19 protein-coding genes are annotated in these 17,962 nt (G+C 23.7%); 3 read left to right on the plus strand and 16 right to left on the minus strand.

The window, feature by feature from the left end:
* Positions 1–19: 19 nt before the first annotated feature.
* The 3 genes from BT993_RS02435 (at position 20) to BT993_RS02445 (ending at position 1,852) form a co-directional block, all read left to right on the plus strand.
* Positions 20–451: a hypothetical protein gene (locus tag BT993_RS02435; protein ID WP_072593064.1), complete on the plus strand. Its 432-nt coding sequence runs from the start codon at positions 20–22 to the stop codon at positions 449–451.
* On the plus strand, positions 444–1,115 hold the full coding sequence (locus tag BT993_RS02440; protein ID WP_158007924.1) for a M48 family metallopeptidase: 672 nt from the start codon (positions 444–446) through the stop codon (positions 1,113–1,115). Before BT993_RS02435 ends, BT993_RS02440 begins: the two co-directional genes overlap by 8 nt.
* Before the next feature lie 233 nt (positions 1,116–1,348).
* Entirely contained in the window at positions 1,349–1,852 is a 504-nt protein-coding gene (locus tag BT993_RS02445) for a peptidylprolyl isomerase (RefSeq protein WP_072593065.1), read from the plus strand.
* Between the two features lie 72 nt (positions 1,853–1,924).
* Here BT993_RS02445 and BT993_RS02450 read toward each other — a convergent pair whose 3' ends face one another.
* The 16 genes from BT993_RS02450 to BT993_RS02525 all read right to left on the minus strand — a co-directional run bounded on the left by BT993_RS02450 (position 1,925) and on the right by BT993_RS02525 (position 17,867).
* Complete coding sequence (locus BT993_RS02450; protein ID WP_143604234.1) at positions 1,925–2,551, minus strand: deoxynucleoside kinase; 627 nt, start codon at positions 2,549–2,551, stop codon at positions 1,925–1,927.
* 120 nt (positions 2,552–2,671) lie between these two features.
* Positions 2,672–3,538 (minus strand): tRNA 2-thiocytidine biosynthesis TtcA family protein, encoded by an 867-nt coding sequence (locus BT993_RS02455; RefSeq protein ID WP_072593067.1) that lies wholly within the window; start codon positions 3,536–3,538, stop codon positions 2,672–2,674.
* Between the two features lie 50 nt (positions 3,539–3,588).
* Positions 3,589–4,773, minus strand: coding sequence for a bifunctional phosphopantothenoylcysteine decarboxylase/phosphopantothenate--cysteine ligase CoaBC (coaBC, locus tag BT993_RS02460; RefSeq protein ID WP_083557362.1), 1,185 nt, complete (start codon positions 4,771–4,773; stop codon positions 3,589–3,591).
* 387 nt (positions 4,774–5,160) lie between these two features.
* Positions 5,161–6,615: an NAD(P)H-hydrate dehydratase gene (locus tag BT993_RS02465; RefSeq protein ID WP_072593069.1), complete on the minus strand. Its 1,455-nt coding sequence runs from the start codon at positions 6,613–6,615 to the stop codon at positions 5,161–5,163.
* Positions 6,612–7,505 (minus strand): UTP--glucose-1-phosphate uridylyltransferase GalU, encoded by an 894-nt coding sequence (gene galU / locus BT993_RS02470; RefSeq protein WP_072593070.1) that lies wholly within the window; start codon positions 7,503–7,505, stop codon positions 6,612–6,614. Before galU ends, BT993_RS02465 begins: the two co-directional genes overlap by 4 nt.
* A gap of 1 nt (position 7,506) precedes the next feature.
* Entirely contained in the window at positions 7,507–8,364 is an 858-nt protein-coding gene (gene truB / locus BT993_RS02475; protein ID WP_072593071.1) for a tRNA pseudouridine(55) synthase TruB, read from the minus strand.
* A gap of 38 nt (positions 8,365–8,402) precedes the next feature.
* Positions 8,403–9,932 carry a sensor histidine kinase gene (locus tag BT993_RS02480; RefSeq protein ID WP_072593072.1) on the minus strand — a complete coding sequence of 510 codons (1,530 nt, stop codon included), beginning with the start codon at positions 9,930–9,932 and terminating at the stop codon, positions 8,403–8,405.
* Entirely contained in the window at positions 9,919–10,593 is a 675-nt protein-coding gene (locus BT993_RS02485) for a response regulator transcription factor (RefSeq protein ID WP_072593073.1), read from the minus strand. Before BT993_RS02485 ends, BT993_RS02480 begins: the two co-directional genes overlap by 14 nt.
* An 18-nt stretch (positions 10,594–10,611) precedes the next feature.
* Positions 10,612–11,931: a peptidase U32 family protein gene (locus tag BT993_RS02490; protein ID WP_072593074.1), complete on the minus strand. Its 1,320-nt coding sequence runs from the start codon at positions 11,929–11,931 to the stop codon at positions 10,612–10,614.
* A gap of 9 nt (positions 11,932–11,940) precedes the next feature.
* Positions 11,941–13,332 carry a replicative DNA helicase gene (dnaB, locus tag BT993_RS02495; RefSeq protein WP_072593075.1) on the minus strand — a complete coding sequence of 464 codons (1,392 nt, stop codon included), beginning with the start codon at positions 13,330–13,332 and terminating at the stop codon, positions 11,941–11,943.
* An 8-nt stretch (positions 13,333–13,340) separates the two neighbouring features.
* Positions 13,341–13,793 (minus strand): 50S ribosomal protein L9, encoded by a 453-nt coding sequence (rplI, locus tag BT993_RS02500; RefSeq protein ID WP_072593076.1) that lies wholly within the window; start codon positions 13,791–13,793, stop codon positions 13,341–13,343.
* An 11-nt stretch (positions 13,794–13,804) separates the two neighbouring features.
* A complete protein-coding gene (gene dnaX, locus BT993_RS02505; RefSeq protein ID WP_072593077.1) occupies positions 13,805–15,175 on the minus strand; it encodes a DNA polymerase III subunit gamma/tau in 1,371 nt (456 codons plus the stop codon).
* 43 nt (positions 15,176–15,218) lie between these two features.
* On the minus strand, positions 15,219–15,935 hold the full coding sequence (locus BT993_RS02510) for a hypothetical protein (protein WP_072593078.1): 717 nt from the start codon (positions 15,933–15,935) through the stop codon (positions 15,219–15,221).
* Positions 15,935–16,762: a Rossmann-fold NAD(P)-binding domain-containing protein gene (locus BT993_RS02515; protein WP_072593079.1), complete on the minus strand. Its 828-nt coding sequence runs from the start codon at positions 16,760–16,762 to the stop codon at positions 15,935–15,937. The genes BT993_RS02510 and BT993_RS02515 overlap by 1 nt, the downstream gene beginning before the upstream one ends.
* Positions 16,759–17,451 (minus strand): pseudouridine synthase, encoded by a 693-nt coding sequence (locus tag BT993_RS02520; RefSeq protein ID WP_072593080.1) that lies wholly within the window; start codon positions 17,449–17,451, stop codon positions 16,759–16,761. The genes BT993_RS02515 and BT993_RS02520 overlap by 4 nt, the downstream gene beginning before the upstream one ends.
* A gap of 41 nt (positions 17,452–17,492) precedes the next feature.
* On the minus strand, positions 17,493–17,867 hold the full coding sequence (locus tag BT993_RS02525; RefSeq protein WP_072593081.1) for a hypothetical protein: 375 nt from the start codon (positions 17,865–17,867) through the stop codon (positions 17,493–17,495).
* Between the last annotated feature and the right edge of the window lie 95 nt (positions 17,868–17,962).

Here is a 17,962-nt window from a genome sequence, read left to right on the forward strand (position 1 = left end):
TGAATATGTAGGTGAGTAAATGATTAGATTTATAATAATATTTTTTTTAACAAGTTTAGTTATTAATTTTACTAAAAAAATAGTTCAAAATTATAACGATAGATTTGAGAAATTAGTGGGTATTAATAATGAATTAATAATAACTAAAAAAGATTTTTTTACAATAAAAAATATATATGTTGATTTATTTCAAGTCAATGATATTTTAGTTAATTCTCTTTCTTTTAATTCTACTATTGAAGGACCTAAAATTAATAAGTTTAAAATAATATTAAGCGTTGAAAATAAAATGATATTTATTAATAAGAAAAACAATGTTTTAAAGCTAATTAAGGCTATAAAATTTTTAGATGAAAGTCTATATTATAAGGTTCTTGATAAAACTGTTTTTGCTTTTGACCCTATTAGATTAACTCTTGAAAAAGAGATGGAGGAAATTAATATTGGTTGAAAAGATTTTAGGTTATGAAGTTGAAAGAAAAAGAGTAAAAAATATCAATTTAAGAATAAGAAGTGATTTAACTATATTCATTTCTGCACCTATTAATATTGATAAATATTATATAGAACAATTTATTTTGTCTAAAAAAGATTGGATAGATAAAAATATAGCAAAAATCAAAGAATATAGTAAAAATATTCAAGATGAAACTTTAGAAAATGGAACAAAAATTAAATTTTTAGGTAATTATTTTGAAGTTGAAATAATTAAAAATACATATGATAATGTAACTATTTTAAATGATAAAGTTATAATAAATACTAAAAATGATGATTTTAATTATAAAATGAAATTAATAGAACAATTTTACTATAAAGAAGCTGAAAAAGTATTTAAAGAAAGAATTTCTATGTATTTGTCAATAATGAATGAAAATATAGAAAGATTAATAATAAAGAAAATTAAAGGTAAGTGGGGATATTGTAAGCCTAATGAAAAAATAGTGGCATTAAATACTAAATTAATAAAGCGTTCTTTATTTGAAATTGATTATGTAATAATACATGAATTATCTCATTTAAAACACCCGAATCATAGTATTAATTTCTATAGACATGTAGAAAAATATATGAAAAATTACAAAGAAGCTGAGAAAAAATTAAAATATAAGTAAGGAGATATTTATGGATTAAATGTTTCAAACGAGTATGAAAAAGCTATAGAACAGAAAAGTGCAGAACAAGCAGTCGAAAAAGCAAAATCTGAACAAGAAAAATTTATCTGTAGAAACAGAAAATAGAGTTAAATTAGCAGAATATATCAGGTTGAAAGTAATTCATTAAGTAAGTAATTATTACAAAAAATGACTAATATTAATTAATGATATTTTAAAATAAAGGAGAATATATGAAAATAAGAATGACAACAAATAAAGGGGATATAATATTGAATTTGTTTGAGGAATCAGCTCCAATTACAGTTGCAAATTTTATAAACCTAGTTAATAGAGGTTTTTATAATGGTTTAAAGTTTCATAGAGTAATAGAGGACTTTATGGCACAAGGTGGAGATCCTACTGGAACAGGTATGGGTGGTCCAGGATATATGTTTGGCGATGAAGTATATAATGGATATGTCTTTGATAAACCTGGATATTTAGCAATGGCAAATGCAGGTCCTAATACCAATGGATCACAGTTTTTTATAACTACTGTAGTTACAGAATGGTTAAATAATAATCATACAATATTTGGAGAAGTTAATACAGAAGAGGATTTAAATATTGTTAAGTCATTAGTTACTGGAGATATAATGGAAAAAGTAGAAGTTATAGAAACTAATGAAGATTATTTAGAAAAAGTTGTAGATATAATTGCAGAATTTAATAAGAAATTAGATAAAACAAAATAAAAATATTATAAATAAACTGTTTGGTCTAAATTCTGATATGTATAGAAAAAGCTATTCATTTGAATAGCTTTTTTATTTTACATTATTTTCAAGTTGTGATAATTTTTCATCAATTAAATTTAATATATATTCTTTATCTTTTTCATTATTAACAAAATCAATTTCATCTACATTAATAGTAATTATTTCAGATATGTTATAATTTTTAAAATATTCTCTATAATGTCTATCTAAACTTTCCCAGTAGTATCTAGGCACTATTTGTTCATAATCTCTACCTCTTTTTTTAATTTTTGCAAGGGCAGAATCAACAGAAGTTTCTAAATATATCATTAAAGCTGGTTTTTCAACATGTTCTAACATATTAAAAAGTAATTCTTCATATAAATCAAATTCTTCTTGAGTCATATCTCCATCTTCAACTAACATTTTAGAGAATATTACATCTCCATAAATAGATCTATCCATAACACATTTTCCAAGTCTTGAAGCATTCTTTATTGCTTGAAATCTTTTATTTAAGAAAAAAATCTGTAAAGGGAAAGACCATCTTTTTCTATCATAGTAATATTTATCAAGAATAGGATTATCAATAACAGGCTCTTCATATAATACAGAATCATATTTCTCAGCTAAAATCTTTCCTAGAGATGATTTACCTACACCTACAACACCATCGACACAAATTATTCCTTTCATTGTACACTCCTTAATTTTTAATTTTTTAAAATAATTTTTATAATAATTTCTATGCATTATTTTTACTCCTACACATATATTTAAATAAATTATACCACAATAATGTATCATAAAACAAACTTATTTTTTATTTAAATTATATTCATCTAAATAAGAAAAATAGTTTTTTTTAAATTTAAAGCCAATTATTTTTTCAATATTTACATTGAATGTAGAAGAGAGTATCTTTTTCTTAATATTTGGATTTAAAATAGATAATTGTTTAATAAATTCTTTAGTTTCACGTCTTTTACTTGAAGTTTTTTCAGCTGCAACAGTACATCCACAATTCATTGCTTGAATACCGTTATTTTTTACAAATTTAATAATATTTTTTTCTTCAACATAGAATAGAGGTCGTATAAGTTCAATATCAAAATTATCGGACTTTAATTTTGGCAACATAGTTTCAAATTTACCCATATAAAACATTGACATTAGAGTAGTTTCAATAACATCATCTAAATGATGACCTAACGCTAACTTATTACAACCAAGCTCTGTAGCTTTTGAATAAAGCGAACCACGACGCATTTTAGCACACATATAGCAGGGATAATCTTTGGCTATTTTACCTGCAATATCAAAAATATTATCATTATATATATAACAGGGTATATTCAAATGATTTAGATTTAATTTTAAATTATCAAGATTATGTTGATTAAATCCAGGATTCATTGCAATAAATACCAGTTCAAATTTTGTTTTAGAAGCTCTTTTTAATTCTTGAAATAGTTTAGCAAGTAATAATGAATCTTTACCACCAGATATTGCAACAGCAATCTTATCATTTTCTTTAACTAAGTCAAAATCTTTTAAAGCCTTTATAAAAGGAGACCATAATAAGTCTCTATATTTTTTTTGTATACTTTTTTCAATAACTTCAAGAGGTTGTAGTGGAACATCTGTAAGTATTAAAGGGCAGTCAGTTTGACCTAAAGACATATTATCTCCTTTCTTAATTTTCTAATTATACATAAGATATATTATCGGACTTAACTTATAATATTAAATAAAATTTGTTTAGCTACAAAATCTTTTGTATTTTTATTAATTTCAATTTCATTATTATTTCTATCATAAATGAAAACTTTATTGTCATCAGAATTAAATCCTATTGAATTATCTGATATGTCATTTAAAATAATATAATCTAAATTTTTATTTATCAATTTTATTTTTGCATTTTCTTTTATATTTTCACTTTCAGCTGAAAAACCAATTAATTTAAATTTTCTTGGTTTAATTTCTGATAATTCCTTTAGAATATCCACATTTAATTCTAATTCCAATTTCAAATCTTTTAATTGATTCTTTTTAATTTTATTATTTGAATAATTTTTGACTTTGAAATCAGATACGGCTGCAACCATGAAAATGTAATCAATATCATCAATATTATCTAATACAGATTTGTGCATTTGATCTGCATTTTCCACATAAATTAGTTTTGAAATACCATTTGGAACTTTTAAATCTAATTTTGTACTTATTAATGTAACATCTGCACCTTGTAATGTAGCTTGTCTAGCTAATGAATATCCCATTTTTCCACTTGACTTATTTGTAATATGTCTAACGGGATCTATATTTTCTATAGTTCCACCAGCAGTAATAAGGATTTTTTTACCCTTAAAAACATCTGTTTTTTCAACATTGAATATTATATTATCAACAATAACATCAACATCAGGTAATTTACCTATTCCAAAATCTCCACATGCAAGTAATCCAGTTGTTGGTTGAATTATATTATATCCATGCTTTAAAAGACTATTTAAATTTGTTTGCAAAATTGGATTTAAATACATATTTGTATTCATAGCTGGAAAAATCATAACTTTTTTAGAATCACATACTGCTAAAAATGTAGATAAAAAATCATCAGCTATACCATTTGCAATTTTTCCAATAATATTATATGTAGCTGGAATAATACATACTAAATCAGCACTCTTAGCTATTTCAATATGAGAAACAGAAGTTTCATCTTTATCAAATGTATTTATATAAACCTTATTTCCTGTTAATGTTTGAAATAATAATGGTGAAATAAACTTTGAAGCATTATCTGACATTATAACACTTACATTATAATTATTTTTCTTTAATTTAGAACAAACATCTAATGCTTTATAACACGCTATTCCTGATGTAACTCCTATTACAATATTTTTCATATTATCACCTCTCATCACATAATTATACAATATTAATTTTTTAAATTCAACATAAGTTTACTTTTTAAATATTTTATTTTTAAAATAAATTCACAATTCACATTATAATTATGAATTAAGATGCTTTCTCTTCAAAATAAACAAGTAATAATCATGTTTTCAAATAAAACACAAACATTAAAATATTCACTCAATGTAAAGTTATTCACATTACACATTTCTGTTTAATTATGTATTGTTATAATTTTGCAACTCAACTTATTTGTTGTTGCGTTTTTGTTACACTGTATCATTTGTCGTGGATTTATGGCGTTTTGAGTGTGTTTTAATTTTGAAACAAGACATTTTTATTTTATTCTAAATAAAAAAACACCTACTATTGAGGTGTTATTCAAATATTTCTTTCATATATTTACCAATATTTTCTACAATATCATTTGGATTAATTATATATTGTTTTTTTCTTAACTCATCAGCTATATACCCATGTAGATATGTTGCAATTATAGCTGATTTTTTTAAACTATAGCCTTGTGAATTTATTGAAGCAATCATTCCTGTTAATACATCTCCCATACCTGCATTAGCCATATATGGATTTCCTGTATCAATAATATATACTTCTTTACCATCACAAATATATGTATTTTTTCCTTTAAGTAATAATGTTGCCTTATTTCTTCTTGTATAATCTAATACAGCTTCAATAGGACTTTTTAATATATAATCTAGTTCTATATTGCTAATTCTTGAAAATTCGCCAGTATGAGGTGTTAAAAGAGTTTTTTCTGCATTATTAAAACTTATATTATTATTTAATCCTCCTGCATCTATAACCATATCTTTATCATCTTTATACTCTTCAATTATATTGTATATATATTCATTAAAAGTCATTCCTGGACCTATAGCTATTGTAGTTGCTTTATCTAATTTATTAATATCTCTTTCAAATATTACTTCAGGAACATTTCTAGTTACATCTTCTATTTTATTATAGTCCGATAATAAATAAGTGTATCCACTTCCACATTTCACACATGATTTAACAGCCAATTCTGCAGCACCATAATAATCTTTTGAACCTGCAACTATATATGTTTTACCATATGTTGTTTTATTATCTTCTTCTTTTCTTTTTATTTCTATATTTTTTATATCAGATTTCTCTATTAAATATACATTTGAAAATTTCTTTAATTCATTATTAGGTATAATAATGTTGGTTATAACTTCTATTTCACCAGTATTAATTTTGCTATTATAGTTCAAAAATCCTTGTTTATAAGTCATAATACTTAATGTTTTATCTGCTTCTATACAAGCTCCGTAAGTATTACCATATTTTGAATCTAGTCCAGATGGTATATCTATACTATAAACTTTAAATTGAGATAATATTTTATATTTATTCACTTTATATATTATTTCCTTTATATACCTAGGAAGCTCTTTATTTAATCCCGTACCAAAAATAGCATCAATAACTACATCTGTTTTTTGTAAATAAAAATCTAGTTTATCAATATTTTCAATTATTCTTAGCCCTAATAACTCACATCTTCTTATATTCTTTTTACATTCTTGACTATAATAATCACTTTTTAATTTAAAAATTATTACTTCTTTATTATTAGCATGTAACATTCTTGCTAACGCATAACCATCTCCACCATTATTACCAAAACCTGCAATAATCAAATATGTTTCATAATTTTTATCTAAGCTATCATATAACTTATATACTACATTTTCCATTAATAAATCTTTATTAACTTCACATTGATTTTCTATATAATCATCTATTTTTTGAGTAGTTAAATAATCTCCAACTATTTTCATAATTCTACCTTTAATTCTTTTAGATACTCTTTTATTTTTTCTTTTAATTCAGGATGTCTTAATCCAAATTCTACATTAGCTTTAAACATACCAAATTTATCTCCTGTATCATATCTTAACCCATCAAATTCATAAGAATAAAGTTTAGATTCACCTTTTTGAGCCATTTTTAATATAGCCGGTGTTAATTGTATTTCAAAATCAATTGGTGTTTCTTCCTTTAAATATTTAAATATTTGTGGTTCTAAAATGTATCTACCTAAAGCTGCAAAATCACTAGGTGCATCTTCAACATTTGGTTTTTCAACAAAATTTTCAATTTCATATATATTATTATCTATTTTTTTACCTTGTTTAATTATTCCATATTTATTCAAATCTTTTTTAGGTACTTTTTGTACTCCTATGAAACTTCCACCACCATTTTTTTCATATGCTTCTATTAATTGTTTAGAAACTGGGATTTCTCCTTTTTCTTTATCAGTGTAAATTATATCATCACCTAATAAAATTAAAAAAGGTTCATTGGCAACAAAAGATTCTGCACATGATATTGCATGTCCAAGACCTAGTGGTAATTTTTGTCTAACATAATACATATTAATCATTTTAGAAATATTTTGTACTTCATTAAATAATTTTTCTTTTCCTTTTTCTTTTAATATAGCTTCTAACTCATAAGAATAATCAAAATGATTTTCTATAGACTGCTTATTTCTTCCAGTAATTATTAAAATTTCTTGTATTCCACTTTCTATAAGTTCTTCTACTAGATATTGTAGTGCTGGCTTATCTACTATGCTTAACATTTCTTTAGGTTGTGCTTTAGTAGCAGGTAAAACTCTAGTACCAAGACCTGCTGCAGGTATGATTGCTTTACGAATTTTCATATTATTTCAACTCCTTAAAATATTTACTTCTTTTTATATAATAAGTATATCCCATTTTTTGTCTAATTTCTACTATCCCTACAAAAACATCATTAAAATATATCTTTAAATATTTATCATTTTCATTTATATTTTTTAATTCAATAATCTTAGTCATACCATTATATAACTCTTTATATAAAGCTTTATCTACTTCAAGTTTCTTATAGTCAAATATTTCATCTATTGTAATTTTTTTATTCACATCATCAAAAGAAAAATTATTTATTTTTTCTCTAACTAATTTAGTCATAGTTGCATATGTATTTAAATCTCTTCCTATATCTCTAACAAGCGATCTAATATATGTACCACTACTTACATCAGCTCTAAAGGAAATTACATTATCAAAAAAGGAAATATCGTAAATATTGGTTATTTCTACTTCTCTTCCCTCTAATTTAATTTCAATACCTTTCCTAGCTAAATCATATAATTTTACTCCATTTTTTTTAATTGCAGAAAACATAGGTGGAATTTGACTAAATTTACAAATATATTTTTTCATAACATCTTGAATATCATTTAATTTAATATCAATTACATGATTAATCTTATTAGTTATCTCTCCCTCTAAATCAAATGTATTAGTTTCATAACCAAGTTCCATTTCTACATAATAAGTTTTAGAATGTTTCATTAAATAATTTGAAAATTTTGTAGCATCATTTGCCATAACTATCATTAATCCCTCTGCCATAGGATCAAGTGTACCAGCATGTCCAATCTTTTTTATATTCATTTCTCTTCTAATTTTTTGTATATATGAAAAAGATGTTATATTTCTAGGTTTATTTAAAATTAATATAAAGTCGTCCATTTTTCCTCCTTTCAAAAAATAGGCAATATATACATTGCCTAATTATTTGAAACATTATTTATAATTATTGTAATTTTTGTACCAACATTAACTTTTGATTCAATTCTATAATGATGATTTTGAATTTCTAATATTCTTTTAAAAATAGATAATCCTAATCCATAACCTCCAGTTTCTTTATTACGTGATTCATCTACTCTATAAAATCTATCAAATATTTTCTCAACTTCATCTTCTTTAATTCCATATCCTTCATCTCTAACTACAAACATTCCACAATTATTTTTTTTATCATATATACTTGAAATATATACATTAGAATTTTCCGGAGAATATTTTAATCCATTTTCTATTATTATTCTAAGTGATTGTAATAATAGATTTTCATCAGAAATAAATTTAAATGTTTCACTTTTATCAATAACAACTTTTTTATTTTGACTAACTAGTCTATAATCTGTTTCTATTTGATTTAAAATCTTACTTGAATTAATAGACACTTTATTTAACATCTTAATATTCTTTTCATCACCACGTGATAAAAATAGTAAAGATGTAATTAATTTAGTCATGTTTTCACTTTCTTTTACTATAGAATCTGTAGATTCAATCAATAATTCATTTTTAGGACTTTCTTTTTCCTCATCTGTGAATGATTTAATGTATCTTCTATTAATAAGCTCAGCATAACCTTTTATTATTGAAATAGGTGTCCTAAGTTCATGTGAGACATCAGAAATAAATCTCGATTGTTTATCAAATGTAAGATTTATTTTATCCAACATTTCATTTATTATATTAGTTAAATCAAATAATTCATCTCTAACTTCAGGAAATGGTATTCTACGTGATAAATCTCCACGTGAAATTTCTTTAGAAGTATTAATAATATTTATTATTGGTCTTAAAATTCTATTACTAATTTCCCTTGAAGTTAAAAATATTAAAATTAAACCTAATAAAGAACTTAATAAAAATAATATTTTTAAAGTATTGATCGTTTTAATGTGTTGGTCAACATTCTTTAATATATATACTTCAAATATAGCTCCTTTAATATTCTTAGTTAGTTTAACAACAGAAAATTTTGATGCTATTTTAGAATCACCATTTAATGCAATAGTTTTTGGAATAAGCATATTAGAATTAATATTATTAAACACTTTTTTTACATTATTACTATTAATAGTAAAATCAAAAGTATTTAATGCTATCATATCTAAATTATTTTTAGCTACAATATGTACAATATATTTAAAATCTTCATCACCCGGATTAAAAGGTTTTGGATATACTATACTTTGATCTTTAATAATAGGCTCAAACCTTAATTTTAATTTTTTTTCATTATATTTATTAGTATAATCCTCAATTCTTGAAAAATATGAATTTATTTCATTTACCTTAGCAGTGTATTGAGAAATTAAAACATTATTATGTTGTCTGTTTAATATAAAAAATAGGATTACGGTTGAAAATATTGTAATAAAAACAAATACAAAACTAAAGGTAACTGTAATTCTATTCTTTATTCCAAATAGTTTTTTTAAATCATTATTTGAATACAAATCCTATACCTCTTTTTGTTTGAATGAATTTTCTTGAATAAGGTTTATCAATTTTATCTCTTAGATATTTAATATATAAATCTAAGATATTATTATTTCCAATTTGATCAAATCCCCATACTTCTTCTAATATATTATCTCTATCTAAAACTATTCCTTTGTTTAAGACTAGGTAGTCTAATAGGTCAAATTCCTTTTTAGATAATTGTATTAATTCTCCACCTCTATATACTTCATGAGCTGTATATGATATCTTTAAGTCTTCAAATATGAAATCTTCTTTCTTTTTATTTTTCATACTTGAACGTCTTAATAAAGCTTTTACTCTAGCTATTAATTCTTCATTTGAAAAAGGTTTTGTTATATAATCATCTGCTCCATAATCAAATGATATAACTTTATCTGTTATTTGATCTTTAGCTGTTAAAAATATTATCGGTATATCAGAATCTTCTCTAATTCTTTTACAAATCTCAAAACCATTCATTTTAGGTAACATTACATCTAATAATATTAAATCAAAATGATTATATTTAGCAGCTAATAATCCCTCTTTACCATCATTTTCAATTTGTACATCAAATCCCTCAAATTTCAATTCTACTTCTATAATCCTAGCAATTTTAACATCATCTTCTATAATTAAAATCTTTTCCTTCATATTAGAACGTCCTTTCTATTATTTATTCTTACCACAAGAACATTGTTTAGGAACAAATCCATCATTTGTCTGTTCAGTATGTGAAATATCCATATCTGAGTCTGATATACCCTCTGGTAATTTAACTCTAATTAAATCAAGTTCTCCCATTTCAATGTCAGTTTCAATAATTGCAATAGTATTTGGATGTACTATTTCTTCAAATTCTTCTGTTTTTACATTTAAAAAACCATCTAGTCTAAATTTAACAGGGTCTTGATTAGGTCTTATTAATTCAAGTTCAACCTCAGATGCTATAATTCTATTTCTAATTTGTATTTTATATTTATTTGTATCAACCTTTTCTAATACATTTGCAACTAATTGATAAGTCTGTGAATAAGACGAACTAGTATTATAGTTTTGATCAAATTCATTTGTAGAACCAAAGAAAAATCCAGATGAATATAATCTATGACTTATTGTTTGTAATTCATATAACCATTTTGGATTGTATTTATAGTTTCCTGAGTAATATAAATCAATTGCTTCTCTATATTGTTTAGTAACTGTTGAATTATAGTAAATAGACTTCATTCTTCCCTCTATTTTTAAAGAATCTACACCAGCTTCTAAAATTTTATCTATAAATTCTATGGTACATAAATCTTTTGCATTGAATATAAAAGTACCACCCTCATCTTCTATTATATCATGGGCTCCTGTTTCTTCATGTCCCTCTGCAATTACCTTATAATTCCATCTACAATCTTGTGCACAAATACCTCTATTTGCATCTCTTGATGTAAAATAATTACTTAATAAACATCTTCCAGATACAGCCATACACATAGCACCATGAATGAACACTTCAAGTTCAATATCTGGTACTTTTTCTTTTATTTGTTTAATTTCATGTAAAGACATCTCTCTTGCTAGAATTACTCTAGTTGCTCCCATATCTCTATAAGCCTTAACTGTCATCCAGTTTGTTGCATTAGCTTGTGTACTTACATGTACTTCTAAATTAGGGGCATGTTCTCTAACTTGCTGTATTATTCCTAAATCTCCAACTATTACAGCATCTACATTTGCTTTTTCTAAAAATTTAATAAATTTAGGAATATAATTTACTTCTTGATTATGTGCAAAAATATTTAATGTTACATAAACTTTCTTTCCTAAAGAATGAGCATATTTAACAGCTTCTATTAATTGCTTATCAGTAAAATTAGCACTCATTCCTCTTAAATTAAATCCTCTCCCACCTATATATACAGCATCTGCTCCAAAATGAAAAGCAGCTTTTAATTTCTCCATGTTACCAGCAGGTGCAAGTAGCTCTGCTTTTTTTATCATTATTCCTCCTTATTCTTCTTCAGTTTGTCTTGTGTAGTATTCATGTTCAAACTCAGCAGTAGGATTTAAGAATTTTTGTTTAGCTTTCTCAAATAATAAAACCATACTTCCAGTCTGTCCATTTCTATGTTTTGCAAGCAATAATTCAATAGGAAATACATTTTTCTGCATATCAGCTATATTATTTTTTCTTGCTTGATGATATTCTGGATTAAAAATAAATAACACTTGGTCTGCATCTTGTTCAATAGATCCAGATTCTCTTAAATCAGATAAAATAGGTCTTTTATCTTCACGTGAATCAACTTTTCTTGATAATTGAGATAAAGCAAGTATAGGAACGTTTAATTCCTTAGCAAGTAATTTTAAACCTCTTGATATCTCAGATATTTCTTGTTCCCTACTACCAGCTCTTGAATTTCCTTGTATTAATTGAAGATAATCAATGATTATAAGTCCAATATCTTCGCCTTCTCTTTGTATATTTCTACAAGTATTTTTAATATTAGAAATAGTTGGAGTAGCACCCGCATCAATTAATATCTTCATTTTTGCTAATTTATCCAATGCTTGACTATAATTTTGCATAATTTCAGTATTGTTTATAAAATTAACATCTTTAATTTTTTCTAATTCTATATTTCCTACAATAGAAATTAATTTCTTTAATAGTTCATCTTCACCCATTTCTAAACTGAAAATTAATACTTTCTTACCACTTTCAGCAACATTTAAACCAATATTTAAAGATAAAGTTGTTTTACCAACTGATGGTCTTGCTGCAAGAATAATTAAATTACTTGGGTGTAACCCTTTTGTTATTTCATCATATCTTTTATACTTTGTTTTAACTGTTGTTTCTAGCAATGGATTTTCTTTTAAAGTTTTTATTCTATCAAATTCTTTATAAGCTAGTGTATCTATTCTAATAACTCCAGTATTAGTTGTATCATTATATAGTTTACTTATTTCAAGTTGAGAATTTTCAAGTATAATTTTTGATTCATGATTTTTATATAATTGTTCATTAATATTTTTAGCCAAATTTGACAATTTTCTTTTTTTAGAGTATTCAAGTATAGTTTCTAAATAAATCAAAGCATTAGCAGAAGAATATGCAGATTCAACTAAACTAAGTAAATAATCTAACCCACCAACTTTTTCAAGTTTATTTTGTGTTTTAAGTATTTCACTTAAAACATAAACATCTAAATCTAAATTATCTTTTTCATCAACATATTTTAACATTGCTTCATAAACTAATTTATTAGTTATTGAATAAAAATCATCAGGCTTTAATAAAGGTGTAATTTCACTTAATAAATTAGGGTCAATTAAAATAGAACCTAAAATCGATTGTTCAAAATGTGTATTATGTAATGTATTTTCTACTTTTTCCATGAAAACTCCTATAGACCTGTTACATTAACTTTTAAAATTGTTTTTATATCTGCATAAAGCTTAATTTCAACATTATGTAATCCAAGTGATTTTAATCTAGCATCATTTCCCATTTTCTTTTTATCTATTTCTACTTTAAGTTGCTCTCTAACAGCTTCTTCTATTTCTTTAGCTCCTAAAGAACCAAAAATTTTACCATCTTTTCCAAGTTTAACTTTTAATACTATAGTATTTTTTTCTAAAATTTCTTTTATTTCATTTGCATGTTTTACTTCTCTTTCTATATTTTTAGAAATTTTATTTTTCTTACTTTCTAATTTATTTATATTTTCAGGTGTTGCAGGAACAGCTTTATTTTGAGCAAATAAAAAATTATTTGCATATCCATCTTTTACTTCAATTATTTCATCTTTTTTACCTACACTTTTTATATTTTCTTTTAAAATTACTTTTACTTTCATTTCTAATCTCCTTATTTTTCTATAGCATTAAATATAGAAATTATTTTATTTTTTATTTCTTCATCAAATTCTTCTTTTTCCTCATTTGTACCCTCAATTAATAGGTTATATTTAAAACCAAATTTTTTCTCAAGTTCTTTTTCAAGAAAATCTATAGTATTTTCTGAATTTAAATATCTAAAATAATAATTAGATTTATCATTTATTATTGTAATGTTATTATTTTGAACAGAAATTTTAGTATCCTTTATTAAGTTATAGTATCTCTGTCTTCCAAGTTCATATAAATGTTTAATAAAAATCTCCCATTTTTCTAAACTAAAATCTACTTCCACATTATTTTTTATTTGAGTTGTAGTAACATTTACAACATTATTCACTTTTAAAATTTTATTTATTATTATATATGCTAATAACCTTTTATCTTCCTCATTTTTATATTTAACTAATATTTCTAAAATATTTGAAATAATATGTATTTTCAATTCTAAATCAATATCTTGCTGTTTAATATATTTACAAAAATCTCTTAAAAATTGATCAATCTGAATCCCTTCAATCCATAATTTATCTATAAATGATATTAGCTCATTTTTATTATTTTTAGTTATAAGATTAGTAAAATTATTATAAAATATTTTAGGTACAACTCCTAATGCTTTTTCTGTTTTATCTATAGTTATTTCATCTTCATTATAATAATTTGAAGTTACCTGTTCAAAAATAGAAAAAGAATCTCTTGCAGATCCCTCAGACTTAGAATATATTAATTCCAAACTTTCAGTATCAATATTAATATTTTCATTTTCAGCGACTTTTTTTAACATATTAATTATATCATTTTCACTAATAGTTTTAAAATCATATCTTTGACAACGAGAGATAACTGTATCAGGTATTTTTTCAATTTCTGTTGTAGCTAAAATAAATATAATATGTTTAGGTGGTTCTTCTAATATTTTTAACAAAGCATTAAATGCCTCTTTAGTCAACATATGTACTTCATCTATAATATACACTTTTTTTCTACATTTAACTGGTAGATAACCCGTACTTTCTTTTAAATCTCTAATTTCATCTATACCTCTATTTGATGCAGCATCTATCTCAATTATATCTACAGCTATACCTTTAGTAATTTCATTACAATTTTCACAAGTATCACAAGGATTAGATGTGATTCCAGAATTACAATTTACTCCTTTTGCAATTAATCTAGCAATGGTAGTTTTACCAACTCCACGTGGACCATTAAATAGATAAGCATGAGATAATTTATCATTATCTAAACTATTTTTTATTGCTCTTACTATATGCTCTTGTCCATATAATTGAGAAAAATTTTGAGGTCTATATTTTCTATATAATGTTATGTTTTCCATTTTTTACTCCCCTATATAATCAAAATACATAATTTGATTAATATTATAGAACAACTTTTAGTAATTTCTTCTGATCATCAGTTAAATAATTAATAGCAATATTTTTTCTAACAGCTCTATCAAAAAGAGTAATATAACTACCTTGATTTTCTTCTGGTTCCATTATATAATCGCCCTTTTGTATATATTCTTCTAAAGCTGGTATATTATCTTTTAATCTATAAATTATACCTAATTGTTTTTCTAAATATTCTAAATCCATTATGGTTAATAATTTAGATTCTATTTCTTTCATTTCTTTTATGGTATCATTGTCCATTAATAAATAAAAAATATTATCAAGACCTATTGAGAATCCAATTATTGATTTTTTTTCTTTTCTTAAGTTATAGTTAATTTCAGAAATTAAAATATTTATTAATACATCTTCATATTCATCTTCTTTTTTTTCAAAATCATCAAAATCAACATCAGTTAATTTATCCAAATAATCATTAACTAATCTTTTCATACCTTTTGTATAGTTTTTAGATTTATAGTTATGAAAATATCCATTAGTTAGTTCAGCAGTTAAGTAATAGAAAAAAGTTTCATAATTTTCTATTTCTCCATCAGTATCTTCAAATCCAATATATTCTAAGACAGCATTTTTTAGGTCTTTATTATACGCATCAACTGCATTTTTATATAATTCATATTCTATGTTAAATAATCTAGCAAAATTATGTAGTTTATTATATTCTATATTTAAATCTTCCATTATTTAATATTTCCTTTCAACAATTTTAAAAATTCTTTTGAAGTTGTTATTTCTTCTATATTATCTTTAATTCTCGGATTAATTTTTTTATTAATAAAAACATGTAATTGCTTTATAAATTCAAAATAATATATATCTTTTCTATCAAATAATAATAAGAGTAACATTATTATTTCAATTATAGTTAAATCAATACCATTAATTAAAACAGAGCCTTTTTGCTTAAATTGTTTTAATAATGTAGTTTCTAAAGGTATCTTAATTAAATCTAAAACAAACTTAGAATTTAAATTAGTATTTCTCTTCAAAGGACTATCATCAATATTAAATACTGTTCCTATATCTGTTAAATTTATTATTAAATCTATATTATTTAATCTTTCTATATCAAGAAAGCTTTTAAAATACTCACCTTTTTCAAGTTTTATTGCATTATTTGGTTTTATAGATGCCAGATGTATTTTATTAATTTGACTTTCTTTAAGTGCATCATATATTGCATTAAAATATTCATTAGTTTCAAGTATCAATATATTTGAATTTTCAACTTTAAAATTTGAATATTTAAGCAATTCTTTAAATGCTATTTTTTTCAAAAATACTTTTTCAACTAAATCATCTTTTTTAAAAATAAAATCATATTTATTTTTTAAGTTATCCTCAAAAAATATAGCATCATATTCTGTTAAATATTCATCCCAATTTTCTAATTTATATTCAATATGATATAACTCAGAATTTAAATTTTTAACTTCCTTAATTCTGTTATGTAATATTCTATAAATCTCAAAATTATTTTTATTACCAACATAAGCTATTTTTTTCATAATAAGTTCCTCAATTCTTCATCTGTTAATTCCCTATATTCTCCTAAATTTAAATTTTCATCTAATGTTAAAGAACCCATAGAAATTCTTTTAAGATATTTCACTTCATTATGGACTGCTTTAAACATACGTTTTACCTGATGAAATTTACCCTCAGTTATAATTATATATAATTTGTAATCATCAATTTTAATTATTTTAGAAGCTTTAGTAACTATTCCTTCTCCTATATCTATTCCACTTTCAATATTTTGTATATCATCAAAAGAAATAGGTGAATTTAATTCGACATAATACTTTTTTTCAACATGCTTTCTAGGTGAAAGTAAATTATGTGCTAAATCACCATCATTTGTTAATAGTAATAATCCCTCTGTATCAATATCCAATCTACCAACAGGAAATAATTTATATGTTTTAAAATCTGTAATTAAATCTAAAACTGTTTTTTGTTTACTATCATCAGTTGCACTTATATATCCCTTTGGTTTATTTAACATGATATATCTAAATTTAGTGTATCTAATTATATTATTTTCATATTTAATAACATCTTTTATTTCATTAATTTGTACATCAGGAGATACTACAATTTTATCATTGACAAATATTTTTCTAGTTTTAATAATTTCTTTTACTTCTTTTCTAGTCCCTATTCCACTATTGGCTAAAAATTTATCTAATCTCATATATTTCCCTTTATATAAAAGGGATGCAATAAACGCATCCCCTAGTTTTTAATTTCAAAATACCCCGGCTTTGATGACTTACATTTTTCAGTTAAATATTCTATTAAAGCTTGAAATTCCTTGTTAGAATTCTCATCGTAAATATCTGGTAAATTCTCAAAACTTTGATTTTCTACTATATATTTTTTTACTACATCTTTTTTCTCTCTAAACTTACTATCTTTAGTTGATAATTTTACTCCCTTTTGATCAATTTTATCAAAATCAACAGAAAGAATTCTTGAATTTTTTATAATTACTCTCATTGTTAATATGTAACCATCTTTTTTATAAGCCGCTTCATACTTACCATCATTATAATTTGAAAAAGTTGTTATACCTATAATTGTTAAAATCATTAACCAAAATCTTTTCATGGATATCATCCTCCTATTCGATTATATTTTATCATATTTTTATCATTTTTTCAAATAAAAATGCCACAAATGTGGCATACCTAAATTCCAAAAGT

The sequence above is a fragment of the Streptobacillus ratti genome (assembly GCF_001891165.1).
Classification (GTDB): domain Bacteria; phylum Fusobacteriota; class Fusobacteriia; order Fusobacteriales; family Leptotrichiaceae; genus Streptobacillus; species Streptobacillus ratti.

What these genes read in the sequence shown, in the direction of transcription:
- BT993_RS02445 (WP_072593065.1), top strand. Translation starts at nt 1,349, where the DNA reads ATGAAAATAAGAATGACAACAAATAAAGGGGATATAATATTGAATTTG.
- BT993_RS02465 (WP_072593069.1), bottom strand. Translation starts at nt 6,615, where the DNA reads ATGAAAATAGTTGGAGATTATTTAACTACTCAAAAAATAGATGATTAT.
- BT993_RS02515 (WP_072593079.1), bottom strand. Translation starts at nt 16,762, where the DNA reads ATGAAAAAAATAGCTTATGTTGGTAATAAAAATAATTTTGAGATTTAT.
- truB (WP_072593071.1), bottom strand. Translation starts at nt 8,364, where the DNA reads ATGGACGACTTTATATTAATTTTAAATAAACCTAGAAATATAACATCT.
- BT993_RS02450 (WP_143604234.1), bottom strand. Translation starts at nt 2,551, where the DNA reads ATGAAAGGAATAATTTGTGTCGATGGTGTTGTAGGTGTAGGTAAATCA.
- rplI (WP_072593076.1), bottom strand. Translation starts at nt 13,793, where the DNA reads ATGAAAGTAAAAGTAATTTTAAAAGAAAATATAAAAAGTGTAGGTAAA.
- dnaB (WP_072593075.1), bottom strand. Translation starts at nt 13,332, where the DNA reads ATGGAAAAAGTAGAAAATACATTACATAATACACATTTTGAACAATCG.
- BT993_RS02520 (WP_072593080.1), bottom strand. Translation starts at nt 17,451, where the DNA reads ATGAGATTAGATAAATTTTTAGCCAATAGTGGAATAGGGACTAGAAAA.
- BT993_RS02490 (WP_072593074.1), bottom strand. Translation starts at nt 11,931, where the DNA reads ATGATAAAAAAAGCAGAGCTACTTGCACCTGCTGGTAACATGGAGAAA.
- dnaX (WP_072593077.1), bottom strand. Translation starts at nt 15,175, where the DNA reads ATGGAAAACATAACATTATATAGAAAATATAGACCTCAAAATTTTTCT.
- BT993_RS02435 (WP_072593064.1), top strand. Translation starts at nt 20, where the DNA reads ATGATTAGATTTATAATAATATTTTTTTTAACAAGTTTAGTTATTAAT.
- BT993_RS02525 (WP_072593081.1), bottom strand. Translation starts at nt 17,867, where the DNA reads ATGAAAAGATTTTGGTTAATGATTTTAACAATTATAGGTATAACAACT.
- BT993_RS02485 (WP_072593073.1), bottom strand. Translation starts at nt 10,593, where the DNA reads ATGAAGGAAAAGATTTTAATTATAGAAGATGATGTTAAAATTGCTAGG.
- BT993_RS02510 (WP_072593078.1), bottom strand. Translation starts at nt 15,935, where the DNA reads ATGGAAGATTTAAATATAGAATATAATAAACTACATAATTTTGCTAGA.
- coaBC (WP_083557362.1), bottom strand. Translation starts at nt 4,773, where the DNA reads ATGAAAAATATTGTAATAGGAGTTACATCAGGAATAGCGTGTTATAAA.
- galU (WP_072593070.1), bottom strand. Translation starts at nt 7,505, where the DNA reads ATGAAAATTCGTAAAGCAATCATACCTGCAGCAGGTCTTGGTACTAGA.
- BT993_RS02455 (WP_072593067.1), bottom strand. Translation starts at nt 3,538, where the DNA reads ATGTCTTTAGGTCAAACTGACTGCCCTTTAATACTTACAGATGTTCCA.